Genomic DNA, 11,983 nt, shown 5'->3' with positions numbered 1-11,983 from the left:
ATCGGGAAGGCATCTAAGCGGTCTGCACCATCCTTCATCTAAAGTTCTCCAAGCGCTTCTGAGGATTTTCGGGCGCACCAAAAGCACTTGCTCCTCCAGTGGCTGGAGCATGTAACCGCAATTTGCTCTCCTGCGGACGGGGGGCTGGAGGTGGCTTTTTGACGGCCCGTGTTGAAGCAATCGGTATGTCTCGACGCTCATTAGTGGCGCGGCTGGTGGCCTGTGGAACCGGCTTGGTGCTCGGTTCTCCAACGCTCGCGCGACAGACTTCCCGGTCTGCGGGCTCGTGGAACTTCGGTGCGGCTCACCTCGAATGGGAGCCGCTGGAAGTCGGCACGGGTGATACCCTCCTTGTTTCGGCACAAGTGCGCGGAGTGCCGGTGCGGGCGGTGCTCGACAGTGGCAGCGGCGCGTCGATCATGAGCACGGCGCTCGCGGCGAAGCTCGGCTTGAACGATGGTGAGCGGCGCATGATTAGCGGGCTGAGCGCCAAGGCCCCGGTGCTGCTGGTCCGCGACATCGACGTACAGCTCGCCCGCGAAACCCGTCGCTTACCCTTTGCCGTCGTTGGTGATCTGAGTTCAGTGTCGGCGGCCTTCGGACGACCGATCGATATCCTCCTCGGTGCCGATATGTTCACGGGTAGCTGCATCGCGCTCGATTTCGCGAAAAGGCGTATGGCGGTCGTCAAGTCAGGCACGTTTCTCGCCGGTCCCGACTGGCGCGCTGTCGCGCTCGGGCGCGGTGCCAAGCAGGAGCTGTTCATTCGAGCTTCCGTCTCGGGTTTGCCTCCCGTGCCCTTGATGATCGATCTTGGCAGCTCGGCCGCGCTGATGCTCTCGTCGGCCTATGCCCGCGATCAAGGGCTGTTGAACGGGAAGCTCGTCTCGACCGCGGCGATCGGCGGCGTCGATGGTGTGCGTATCAACGATGCTTTCACGATCCAGAACATCAACATCGAAGGGCTTGGCGTCTCGAACGTCCCCACACTCGGGATGAGAGCTTGGCTCTCCACCAGCACGGTTGGCAATGTCGGCCTACCGCTGATCGCTCAATTCGACGTGGTGTTCGACGTGACCGCCGGATTCGTGTGGCTCCGGCCACTCGGTCCTCGTCGTCGCCTGCCGATGCTGAAGGACCGTAGCGGCCTTGGCCTCGCAGCCTCACCAACGGCGCTCACCGTTGTTCATGTGGCGGCGAACAGTCCCGCGGAAAAGGCTGGCTGGGCGGTCGGCGACCGGATCGTGGCGGTGAACGGCCATTCGATCGATGCGAACTATACGCGTGGGGAGCTCTGGCAAGTGCGCTCCCGGCCTGCTGGCACCCTCGTAAAGCTGACGATGGCCTCGGGTGATGTGCGCGAGCTCAGGCTGGCCGATTATTATTGATCGGCTTGAGGGTGGCCTTTGCCGATCGCCTTCATGATCCGACAATCGGCCATGCGCGCCTTGGTGCAGCTCTGGCTGAGCATTGCCAACTCATCCCGCAACACCGCGAGTTGCGCCAGTCTCTCCTCCACATCCTTGAGGTGCTGAGCAGCGATAGCTGAGGCGGCACCACAATCCTGGTCCGGGTTCTGCGCCAGCCCCATCAACGAACGGATCTCGTCGACGGAGAAGCCAAGCCGGCGACCGTTGCGGATGAAGTGCAAACGCTCAATGTCACTGGCATCGTAGGTTCTGCGACCCGACGCCGTGCGAGGGGCGGATCGGAGCAACCCGATCGACTCATAAAAGCGGATCGTCGTCACCTTCGTCGAGGTCTCGCTGGCGAGCTGCCCAATCATCACCGGCTTCATCATGCCATCCTTGCTTATGCGAACGTGTCGCACATTTCGCTTGCTTCTACAGCGACTGGAGGTGGTAAGGAAGGCCGCATGAATGCTTCTACCGAAAGCTGCGGGTGCCACGGGGAGCCCGCGCGCGCGCAAACCGATCCGGCCTATCGCCGTGCGCTGCTGACCGTCGTGGTGCTCAACCTCGGCTTCGGAGTCGCCGAGCTGTTCGGCGGGTTCATCGCCGATAGCCAAGCGCTGAAAGCGGATTCCCTCGATTTTCTCGGGGACGGGTCGATCAGCCTTATCGGTCTTCTCGCGCTTGCCTGGTCCGCACGGGCGAGGGCAAAGGTCGCGCTGACGCAGGGGTTGTTTCTCGGTGCGCTTGGCGTGGGCGTAATCGGTTTCGCGATTTGGCGCGCCCTGAACGCAACCGCGCCCGATGCCGAACTGATGGGCACAATCGGCGTTGTCGCGCTCGCGATCAATGTCGTGTCCGCCTTGGTGCTTGCGCGTTTCCGGGAAGGGGACGCCAATGTTCGCGCGATCTGGCTGTTCAGCCGCAACGACGCGCTCGCCAACGTGGCGGTGATCGCCGCGGCCGGTCTGGTGGCGTGGACAGGAAGCGCCTGGCCGGACCTCGCCGTCGCCGGCCTCATCGCCCTCCTGTTCCTCCACTCCGCTTATGAAATCGTCACTGGCGCTCGGCGCGAATTGGGAGAGCGGTAGTGCGTCTGCTCGCGTTGATCCGGGCAATGCTCTCGTTGCGGCTGCTCTCCGCGCTCGCGGCGCTGCTGATCCCTGCTGCGGCAATCGCCGAACCCGGCGACGTGCAAACCGCATGGCGGCTGCTCGACTATATGGCCGTCGATTATGGCGGCGCGGTCGCCAACGGTCGGATCAAGAGCACGTCGGAATATGCCGAGATGACGGAGTTCGCCGCGTCGGTCTCGACACGGCTTCAGGGCCTGCCGGCGAAGCCGGAGCGTCAAGCCCTCATCCAGCGGGCTGCCAACCTCCAGGCGGTGATCGCGGAAAAGGGACCGACTGAACAGGTGGCAACATTGGCGCACGGGCTCGCGGCCGATCTGTTGCGCGCCTACCCGGTGCCGCTCGCGCCCGATAAGGCTCCGAACCTCGTCTCCAGCGATGCACTGTTCCGACAATCCTGCGCGTCCTGCCACGGGATGACGGGCAACGGCCGTGGCCCTGACGCCGCCAAGCTCGCTACGCCCCCGATTGCTTTCACCGATGCCGAGCGCGCGCGCCAGCGCAGCGTGTTCGCGCTCTATCAGGTGGTGACGCAAGGCATCGACGGGACCGCGATGCAGAGCTTCGCCGATCTGCCCAACGATCAGCGCTGGGCGTTAGCATTCCGAGCCGGGAGCTTCGCCTTCACGGATGCGCAGGCGCGCGAAGGCGAGCGGCTTTGGAAATCCGACCCGACCCTTCGCCGGCGCATTCCGGACCTGAAAACCCTGGTCGCGCTCACCCCGGCCGCGCTCGGCGCGGCGATCGGCGACGCCAAGGCTGACCCAGTGCTCGCGTTCCTGCGTCGTCATCCCGAACAGGTGATACAACAGGCTCCCGGCTCGCTCGCGGTCGCCCGCGCCAAACTCGCCGAAAGCGTGGCGGCTGCGCGGCGCGGCGATGCGCGCATGGCGAAAGAGCTGGCGCTGTCGGCCTATCTCGATGGGTTCGAGCCGATCGAGCCAACACTCACCGCGCGCGACGCGACGCTGATGGGTCGAATCGAGGGCGCGATGGGGGAGTTCCGCGCCTCGATCGACCGGGGCGCGTCGCCCGATGATCTCGCGGAGAAGGTCGCAGTACTGGGCGGCCTTTTCGACGATGCGGAAGCGGCGCTCGCGCCTGATGCCGCCACCGAAGCGTCCACGTTCCTGGGCGCGTTCACGATCCTGCTGCGTGAAGGGCTCGAAGCCCTGCTCATCGTTGTCGCCATGATCGCGTTCCTGCGTAAAGCCGAGCGCGGCGAGGCGCTGCGGTACGTGCATGGCGGCTGGGTCAGCGCGATCATCGCGGGCGGGATCACCTGGGCGGTCGCCACCTATGCGATCGGGATCAGCGGTGCGAGCCGGGAGCTGACGGAAGGGTTTGGCTCGCTGTTCGCCGCGGTCGTGCTGCTCTCGGTCGGGATTTGGATGCACGGCAAGGCGCAGGCCGATCAGTGGCAGCGCTATATTCGCGAGAAGATGTCGCGGGCGCTCTCGGGCGGGTCGGGCTGGTTCCTGTTCGGGCTGGCGTTCGTCGTAGTTTATCGCGAGGTCTTCGAGACGATCCTGTTCTATGCCGCGCTTTCGGCGCAAGGTGACAACGGGATGCTTCTCGCGGGGGCCGGGTCGGCGATTGGACTGCTCAGCCTGATCGCTTGGGCCATGCTTCGCTACAGTCGCAAGCTGCCGATCGCGCAGTTCTTCCGCTATAGCTCCTGGCTCATGGCGGTCCTGACCGTCGTGCTGGCGGGTAAAGGCGTCGCCGCGCTCCAGGAAGCCGGCCTTATCAACATCGCACCGCTCGCGGACGTGCCACGGCTGTCGATGCTCGGCGTGTTTCCCACTTGGCAATCGGTGCTGGCGCAACTCCTGATGGCGGTCGCCATTGCGGTCGGGTTCGCCTGGAACGGGCGCGACCGATCCCGCTCGGGTTCCGGCTCAGTGACCCTTGGTTCGAATTAGTGCAATGACATGAAAACCCTTCCGTGATAGAGGCAAGCTAGTGCGAGCCTTTTTGCCTTTCCTGACATGCCTGATGCTGGTCCTGACCAGCTTCTCCGGCATGGCCCATGCCGCCGATCTGGCGGGGGGAAGCATCGCGGGCGTTGAGTTCACGGTCCATACCGCCGGTGACATCGATCAGGTGCCATCGGACTCGGACAAGAATGTCCCGCATCATCACAATTATTGTCACGGACACGACGTCGGCGTGCCTGCGCGCACGACGATGGAATATACCCCCGTCCTCACAGTGCCCAAGCCGACAATCTCCGCCTCTGCGTCGCTCGACGGCCGCACCGGCATGGTCCATTTGAGGCCCCCCCAAGCCTGACGTCCGATTTGGGCGTGCGTTGGCGCGCCCCTGTCGATCATCGTCAGGAGTCCTATTTTCATGAATCGTATCCTCGCGGCCATGCTGGCCGCAGCGTCTTGCGCCACGATGGCGCAGGCGCAGGTCGGACCGTCCGCGCCTGTTGCGCAGGATGCGCCGGTCTACACGCTTGACCAAGCGGTCAGTGCAGCGGGCGGTTCGGCCCCTGCTGCGGAAGCGGCGACAGCTGGAATCGACGCGGCCCGTGCAGGTCGCACAGTCGCCGGCTTGCGGCCCAATCCGGTGGTTCAAGGCCAAGTCGAGAATGTCATCGGCTCCGGGCCGTATCGGGGGGTCCGCAGCGCGGAAACCACGGTCGGCTTTGCGATCCCGATCGAGCTAGGCGGCAAGCGCGGCGCCCGCGTCGCGGTCGCCAATGCGCAATTGTCCCGGGCCGAGATCCAGGCCGCGATCATCGCGGCGGATGTCCGGCTTCAGGTAACGCAGCTCTATGTCGAAGCGGTCGCGGCCGATCGCCGGGTAATGACAGCCCGCGATCAGGCCCGGATCGCCAGCGATGCGCTGCGGGCCGCGAGCGTTCGCGTGCAGGCAGGGCGGGCATCGCCACTCGAGCAACAGCGCGCGGATGTCGCGCGTATCAATGCCGACGCCAATGTGGAGCGGCAGCTTCGCTTGGCCGAGGCGGCCCGCGCCAATCTGGCGCGTCGGATCGGACGGCCGATCGACGGCCTGCTCGATGACACGCTGCTCGATCGCCTTCCCGATGTGAACGTCTATGGGCCGTTGGCACCGGTCAACACGACCGGCACACTCGCGCTGGCGGCAGCCAACGCGGATTTCTCCATTGCCGAAGCCGGCGTGCGGCTCGCGCGCGCCAATCGCGTGCCTGACCTGAACGTCGGGCCGTCGATCCGCCGCCTGGAAGCGACCAACGACATGGCGGCGGTGTTCAGCGTGTCGATCCCGATCCCGGTGTTCAACAATGGTCGCGCCGCGATTGCGCAGGCGACCGCGCAGCGGACCCAGGCGGATGCGCAGCGCCGCGTGACCGCGCTCGACATCGAACAGGCGATCACGGACGCGCAGGCGCAGGCGGCCAATGCCGCAACGACGGCTCGTGCGGCGTCGGGGCCGGCGCTGGCGGCTGCACAGGAGGCCGCCCGCATCGCGCGGATCGGCTATCGCGAGGGCAAGTTCGGCCAGCTCGAATTGCTCGATGCTGAACGCACGCTCGCCGAAACGCGGGTCGCCGCGATCGACGCGCTTGCCAATTACCAGAATGCCCGCGCGCAAGTGGAGCGACTGACCGCTCGTGCGCCCAATGGGGGGAATCAGTGATGAAGAGCTTTTATCTCGCGGGCGCGGCGTCGCTCGCCCTGCTCTTGGCTGCCTGCGGCGGCAAGGATGGCGGAAACGAGGCAACTGCCGAAGGCGCAGCTGCCAATGAGACGGCAGCGGGCACGGAAAAGGGCGGTGCTGAAGGCGGTCATGCCGGTGAAGGCGTCGTCACATTGGGTGCCGACCAGATCGCCACAGCGGGCGTCCAGGTCGGACGGCCGATCATCGGCGGGGCCGGGACGATCGAGCTGCCCGCGATCATCGAGGGCGACCCACAGGGAACGCAGGTCGTCTCGGCCGCAATTGCGGGACGCGTGGTCGCGCTCACCCGTAACCTCGGCCAATCGGTCGGACGCGGCCAGACCATTGCGGTCATCGAAAGCCGCGAGGCGGCGCAGATCAAGGGCGAGGTCGAGGCGGCGCGGGCGCGGCTTCAGCTCGCTAATTCGAACCTCGCGCGCGAACAGCGGCTGTTCGCGCAGAGAGTCTCCCCTGAACAGGATCTGATCGCCGCCCGCACAGCGGCGACGGAGGCGCGGATCGCCCTGACGCAGGCGCAGAGCATGGTTTCGGCGGCGGGTGTCGGCGGCGGCGGGCTCAACCGGCTCGGCATTGCCGCGCCGATCTCGGGCCAGATCATTGCGCGCCCCGTGACGCTGGGACAAACGGTCGCGGCGGATGCCGAACTCTATCGCATCGCCAACCTGAGCCAGGTGTCGATCGCGCTTAATCTCAAGCCCGAGGATGCGGGCCGGGTGCGTCCCGGCAATACGGTGCTGGTGAAGGCGGCAGGCCGTCAGGCGACCGCCCGCGTGACCTTCGTGTCGCCGGCGCTTGATCCGCAGACGCGGCTCGTGCCTGCGCTCGCCACCCTCGACAATCGCGGTGGCGAATGGCGGGTCGGCGAGCCTGTGACGGCAGCCGTGCAGCTCACGGGCAGCGGCGGGAGCGGGGCGGTCCGCGTGCCGACGACGGCGGTCCAGAGTTTCGAGGGCAAGTCGGTCGTGTTCGTGCGCACGCCCACCGGCTTCAAGGCGACCCCGGTCCAGCTCGGCGATGCGTCGGGCGACACGGTGATCGTCCGGTCGGGCCTGACCGGCAACGAACAGATCGCCACCACCGGAAGTTTCACGCTCAAGGCCGAGATCGGCAAGGGCGAAGCGAGCCACGAGGATTAAGCCATGATCGCCCGTATCGTAACCTGGGCGGTCGAGAAGCGCTGGCTAGTCCTGCTCCTCACCGTCATCGTCGCCGCCATCGGCGCCTTTTCCCTCTACCGGCTACCGATCGACGCGGTGCCGGACATCACCAACAATCAGGTCCAGATCAACGTCCGCGCGCCTGCCCTCTCGCCCGAGCTGGTCGAGAAGCAGGTGTCGTTTCCAATCGAAACCGCGCTCGCCGGCACCCCCGGCCTGGAATATACGCGCTCGTTGAGCCGCAACGGCTTCGCGCAGATCACGGCGGTCTTTTCGGACGCGACGGACATCTATTTCGCCCGCCAGCAGGTGGGCGAGCGTCTGCGGGGCGTGCAAGAGAATCTGCCCGACGGCGTGAACCCTGAAATGGGTCCGATCGCGACAGGCCTGGGCGAGGTGTACATGTACACCGTTCGTCTCGATCATCGCGAGGACGACAAGCACAAGCCCGGTGAACCGGGCCAACAGCCCGATGGCAGCTACATCACGCCAGAGGGCGAGCGACTGACGACCGAAGAGGACAAGGCGACCTACCTGCGCACCGCGCAGGACTGGATCGTGACGCCGCTTCTGAAGACCACACCGGGCCTCGCCGGTGTCGACTCGATTGGCGGTTACGCCAAGCAGTTCCTCGTCGTGCCCGACGTGCAGAAGCTGGCCTCGCTCGGCATCACGCTGACGGACCTGGGAAATGCGCTGGAGCGCAATAACACCAGCGTCGGCGGTGGCTTCGTCAATCGCAATGGCGAAGGTCTGGCTGTTCGCTCGGATGCGCTCGTTCGCAATGCCAGCGAGTTGGCCAGGACCGTGATCGCGACACGTAACGGCGTGCCGATCACGGTCGAACAAGTTGCGACTGTGAAGACGGGTCAGGCGATCCGCATGGGTTCGGCATCGGAGAACGGTACCGAAGTCGTCGTCGGCACGGCGATCATGCGGATCGGCGAGAACAGCCGCATCGTGTCGACCGCGGTCGCTGAGAAACTGAAGACGATCAACGCTTCGCTGCCTCCTGACGTCGTAATTCAGCCGGTGCTGAACCGCACCGAGCTGGTCAATTCGACGATCAAGACGGTCGCGAAAAACCTGTCCGAAGGCGCGGTGCTGGTCATCGTCGTGCTCTTCCTGCTGCTCGGCAACTTCCGTGCGGCCCTGATCGCGGCGTTGGTCATCCCGATCACCATGATGCTGACAGGCTTTGGTATGCTGCGCGCTGGGGTCTCGGCCAATCTGATGAGCCTTGGGGCTTTGGACTTCGGTCTGATCGTCGACGGCGCCGTCATCATTGTCGAAAACGCGCTGCGCCGGCTTGCCGAGCAACAGCATCATGAAGGCCGATTGCTCAGCGTCAAGGAACGGCTCGCGACCGTGGCAGCCGCTGCGCGTGAGATGATCCGTCCCTCTGTGTACGGGCAGGCAATCATCATCCTCGTCTACGTACCGCTGCTCACGCTGACCGGCGTGGAGGGTAAAACGTTCGGACCGATGGCGCTGACCGTCATCATCGCGCTCGCCTTCGCCTTCATCCTCTCTCTCACCTTCGTGCCGGCGATGATTGCGATCTGGCTGTCGAAGAAGGTCGAGGAGAAGGACGGCCGCATCATCACGTGGCTGAAGAAGCGCTACGAACCCGGTCTCGACCGGGCCATGAAGCGCCCGACGCTGACGATCGGTGCGGGTGTGGGAAGCCTTGTGGTGGCGGCGCTTGCTTTCACTACGCTCGGCTCGGTGTTCCTGCCGCAGCTCGACGAAGGCGATTTGCTGATCCAGTCGCTCCGCATTCCGGCAACGTCGGTCCAGCAGAGCCAGGCGATGCAGGTGCCGATCGAGCGGATGATGTCGAAGCAGCCGGAGGTGCAATTCGTCTATTCCAAGACGGGCACCGCCGAGCTGGCGGCCGACCCGATGCCGCCGAACGCGACCGACATGTTCGTCATCCTGAAGCCGCGCAAGGATTGGCCGGATCCTGAGCTTCCCAAGGAGGAGCTGGTCAGCCGGATCGAGGGTAATCTCGCGAAGATTCCGGGAAATGCCTACGAGATCACCCAGCCCATCCAGATGCGCTTCAACGAGCTGATCGCCGGCGTGCGCGGCGACATCGCGGTGAAGGTGTTCGGGGACGACTTCAACCAGATGAACCGGACGGCCGAGCAAATCGCGGCGGTGCTGCGCAGAACGCAAGGCGCAGCGGACGTGAAGGTGGAGCAGACGACCGGTCTTCCCATGCTCGACATTCGCGTCAACCGCGACGCGATGGCGCGGTTGGGCGTTACGGCTCAGGATGTGCAGGACACCGTGACTGCGACGATCGGCGGGCGAACATCGGGCCAGATCTTCGAGGGCGACCGTCGCTTCCCCGTGGTGATCCGCCTGTCGGAGGCGCAGCGTGCCGACATCGGCCTGCTCCAACAGGTGCAGGTGCCGGTGGCAGGCGGCGGCTATGTACCGCTGTCCAGCGTCGCCGAGATCAAGGTGGTCGATGGTCCGAACCAGATCAGCCGCGAGAACGGCAAGCGGCGCGTGGTGGTGCAAGCCAACGTGCGTGGCCGCGACGTCGGATCCGTCGTGGCGGATGCGCAGGCGGCGATCGGCAGCCAACTCCGGCTGCCTGCCGGCACCTATCTCGAATGGGGCGGCCAGTTCGAGAACCTCCAATCGGCAAGCGAACGGCTGAAGCTGGTCATTCCGGCTTGCTTCATTTTGATCCTGCTGCTCCTCTACGGGGCGTTGGGATCGGTCCGCGACGCCGCGATCGTGTTCACCGGCGTGCCTTTCGCGCTGGTGGGCGGCGTCCTGTTGCTGTTCCTGCGGGGCATGGACTTCTCGATCTCGGCGGCAGTGGGCTTCATCGCCCTCTCGGGCATCGCGGTCCTCAACGGCCTCGTCATGGTCAGCTCGATCCAAGATCTGATCCGATCAGGGATGAGCCGCGAGGAAGCCGCGCATGTTGGCGCGATGCAGCGTCTGCGACCCGTCATCATGACCGCGCTAGTCGCCAGCCTCGGCTTCGTGCCGATGGCGCTGGGCGAAGGCGCCGGCGCAGAGGTTCAAAAGCCTTTGGCGACGGTCGTCATCGGCGGTCTGATCTCGGCGACGCTTCTTACGCTGTTCGTGCTGCCGACACTCTATGCCCGGTTCGGGCAGAAAGTGATCGAGAAACCCGAGCACTACAATGAGGAGCATGAAGGGGACGACCACGGTCAGACCTTCGTGAACAACTTGGCCTGATGGATGGGCGGGGCGATCCGCGATCGCCCCGCCCATCTCTGGGAGATGGGGATATGCCTCGCACCATAACCAGCTCGATGCTTCACGGCGGGCCACTGCGCATCTGGTCGGCACTCACCGATCCGGATCATCGCCGGGCGTGGAGTCCGCTCGTATTTCTCGATGATCCGTCCCGGCTCGGCGACACAGAATGCACCTTTGCGATCCAGGGCATCACCCGGCCAATTCGGACGCCAGCACGGATTGATCGATTCGATAAACCGCACGCCTTCGCTTGGTCCTGCGGCATCCCCTATCTGTTCACGCTCGAAGAGCGGTACGAGCTGGCGGGGGACGATGGCGGCACCAGGCTAACGCATAGCTGCACGCTGCGCGGGGCGCTCTCCCTGCCGTTCGCGGCGATGATGTTGCGCCGCCTGCGATCCCTGATGGTCGAATCTGACGATCGCCTCGCAACCTATCTCCGCTGGCGGGTAGGTCAGCCTGCCCGGGCTATCAATCGTCAGCGCGTCCCCTTCCGCTGCAGGAGGAAGGCGCGATGATGATGCACTGTAAGCGGGTGCTGCCCGCCGTCATCCTCGTTGTCGGGCTCGCGGCGTGCTCGGAAAGAAAGCCGCCAGCCCCGCCAACGGAGCAGCAGATCCATTCGTCCGACAGCGCCGTGGCGACCGGGGAAATGGGGCGGCATAGATATCGCTGTTCCGACGGGGAACCGCTGTTCGTCGATTACAAGGACAACGGCCTGCAGATCGATTTGCGGCGCTCCAACGGGGGACCGCCGATGATGCTGACCGCGCCAGCGCAGGGCCTGCAATATGTCGGCGAAACAGCCACCGCGACCTTCAAGGGGTCGCAGCTCACCATCGTGGAAGGCGATGGCCGTACCCGGATCTGCGAGCAGGAAGGCACGCGATGAACTGCCCTGCCTTCGAACGCCACAGGGCGCTTCGTCGGAAGAGACCGATGTCTGACACGTCGATTTCAAATGTGACAACCTTGTGCGGCCTGAATCGGGCCGGTCTGGCGATCGCGCGCCTCGGCGTCGTTCTCGTCTCCGGGGCGGTTATAGGGGCGTGTAATCCAGCGCCGACCCAGCCTACCGAGCCGGCGCATGAAAAGCATCTGACGTCGAAACTAATCGCGCAGCGCATCATGTACTGCGACGACGGCACACGCGCCGATGTCGACTTCATCGATGACGGCTTGAAAATGGCCGTCACCTGGCTGCCGAAGGGCAGGACCGAGATCCTGCGCGCGCAGCGAACCGGTGACGAGTTTCGCGGCGACCATTCGCGGGCTGTCGTGGCGGGCGGATCGATCGCGTTCACGCGACGCGGGAAGATCCGCGTCTGCCACCGAACCCCGGAGGAGTCCTAGG

At 65.1% G+C, this 11,983-nt stretch carries 11 protein-coding genes; 10 read left to right on the top strand and 1 reads right to left on the bottom strand.

Annotated elements, in window-relative coordinates:
* Positions 1–185 precede the first annotated feature (185 nt).
* Positions 186–1,388 carry an aspartyl protease family protein gene (locus tag HJG53_RS15970; RefSeq protein ID WP_013039112.1) on the top strand — a complete coding sequence of 401 codons (1,203 nt, stop codon included), beginning with the start codon at positions 186–188 and terminating at the stop codon, positions 1,386–1,388.
* On the opposite strand, the gene HJG53_RS15965 is transcribed toward HJG53_RS15970, so the two are convergent.
* A complete protein-coding gene (locus tag HJG53_RS15965) occupies positions 1,382–1,801 on the bottom strand; it encodes a helix-turn-helix domain-containing protein (protein ID WP_007406847.1) in 420 nt (139 codons plus the stop codon). The two genes, HJG53_RS15970 and HJG53_RS15965, sit on opposite strands and share 7 nt — an antisense overlap.
* A 75-nt stretch (positions 1,802–1,876) precedes the next feature.
* Between HJG53_RS15965 and HJG53_RS15960 the strand changes: the two genes are divergently transcribed.
* The 9 genes from HJG53_RS15960 to HJG53_RS15920 all read left to right on the top strand — a co-directional run bounded on the left by HJG53_RS15960 (position 1,877) and on the right by HJG53_RS15920 (position 11,982).
* Entirely contained in the window at positions 1,877–2,503 is a 627-nt protein-coding gene (locus tag HJG53_RS15960; protein WP_004212870.1) for a cation transporter, read from the top strand.
* A complete protein-coding gene (locus HJG53_RS15955) occupies positions 2,503–4,470 on the top strand; it encodes a cytochrome c/FTR1 family iron permease (protein WP_004212871.1) in 1,968 nt (655 codons plus the stop codon). Before HJG53_RS15960 ends, HJG53_RS15955 begins: the two co-directional genes overlap by 1 nt.
* Positions 4,471–4,543: 73 nt before the next feature.
* On the top strand, positions 4,544–4,840 hold the full coding sequence (locus HJG53_RS15950; protein WP_086491600.1) for a hypothetical protein: 297 nt from the start codon (positions 4,544–4,546) through the stop codon (positions 4,838–4,840).
* Positions 4,841–4,900: 60 nt separating this feature from the next.
* Complete coding sequence (locus HJG53_RS15945) at positions 4,901–6,178, top strand: TolC family protein (protein ID WP_013039111.1); 1,278 nt, start codon at positions 4,901–4,903, stop codon at positions 6,176–6,178.
* The gene (locus HJG53_RS15940; protein WP_004212877.1) at positions 6,178–7,356 is read left to right on the top strand and encodes an efflux RND transporter periplasmic adaptor subunit; all 1,179 of its coding nucleotides are present in this window, start codon (positions 6,178–6,180) and stop codon (positions 7,354–7,356) included. Before HJG53_RS15945 ends, HJG53_RS15940 begins: the two co-directional genes overlap by 1 nt.
* 3 nt (positions 7,357–7,359) lie before the next feature.
* The gene (locus HJG53_RS15935; protein WP_004212878.1) at positions 7,360–10,605 is read left to right on the top strand and encodes an efflux RND transporter permease subunit; all 3,246 of its coding nucleotides are present in this window, start codon (positions 7,360–7,362) and stop codon (positions 10,603–10,605) included.
* A gap of 53 nt (positions 10,606–10,658) precedes the next feature.
* The gene (locus HJG53_RS15930) at positions 10,659–11,147 is read left to right on the top strand and encodes an SRPBCC domain-containing protein (RefSeq protein ID WP_013849881.1); all 489 of its coding nucleotides are present in this window, start codon (positions 10,659–10,661) and stop codon (positions 11,145–11,147) included.
* A complete protein-coding gene (locus HJG53_RS15925) occupies positions 11,144–11,521 on the top strand; it encodes a hypothetical protein (protein ID WP_009824022.1) in 378 nt (125 codons plus the stop codon). Before HJG53_RS15930 ends, HJG53_RS15925 begins: the two co-directional genes overlap by 4 nt.
* A gap of 47 nt (positions 11,522–11,568) precedes the next feature.
* Positions 11,569–11,982, top strand: a complete 414-nt coding sequence (locus HJG53_RS15920) for a hypothetical protein (protein ID WP_004212881.1) — start codon at positions 11,569–11,571, stop codon at positions 11,980–11,982.
* The last annotated feature ends 1 nt before the right edge of the window (position 11,983 follow it).

The sequence above is a fragment of the Sphingomonas sp. ID1715 genome (assembly GCF_013044515.1).
In the GTDB taxonomy this organism is placed as follows: Bacteria; Pseudomonadota; Alphaproteobacteria; order Sphingomonadales; family Sphingomonadaceae; genus Sphingomonas_B.
The sequence above is the reverse complement of the archived record's forward strand: the minus strand, read 5'-3'. Positions and strand labels throughout refer to the sequence as shown.

Coding starts and splice junctions, on each gene's coding strand:
- HJG53_RS15970 (WP_013039112.1), top strand. CDS start 186: ATGTCTCGACGCTCATTAGTGGCGCGGCTGGTGGCCTGTGGAACCGGC.
- HJG53_RS15965 (WP_007406847.1), bottom strand. CDS start 1,801: ATGATGAAGCCGGTGATGATTGGGCAGCTCGCCAGCGAGACCTCGACG.
- HJG53_RS15960 (WP_004212870.1), top strand. CDS start 1,877: ATGAATGCTTCTACCGAAAGCTGCGGGTGCCACGGGGAGCCCGCGCGC.
- HJG53_RS15950 (WP_086491600.1), top strand. CDS start 4,544: ATGCTGGTCCTGACCAGCTTCTCCGGCATGGCCCATGCCGCCGATCTG.
- HJG53_RS15945 (WP_013039111.1), top strand. CDS start 4,901: ATGAATCGTATCCTCGCGGCCATGCTGGCCGCAGCGTCTTGCGCCACG.
- HJG53_RS15940 (WP_004212877.1), top strand. CDS start 6,178: ATGAAGAGCTTTTATCTCGCGGGCGCGGCGTCGCTCGCCCTGCTCTTG.
- HJG53_RS15935 (WP_004212878.1), top strand. CDS start 7,360: ATGATCGCCCGTATCGTAACCTGGGCGGTCGAGAAGCGCTGGCTAGTC.
- HJG53_RS15930 (WP_013849881.1), top strand. CDS start 10,659: ATGCCTCGCACCATAACCAGCTCGATGCTTCACGGCGGGCCACTGCGC.
- HJG53_RS15925 (WP_009824022.1), top strand. CDS start 11,144: ATGATGATGCACTGTAAGCGGGTGCTGCCCGCCGTCATCCTCGTTGTC.
- HJG53_RS15920 (WP_004212881.1), top strand. CDS start 11,569: ATGTCTGACACGTCGATTTCAAATGTGACAACCTTGTGCGGCCTGAAT.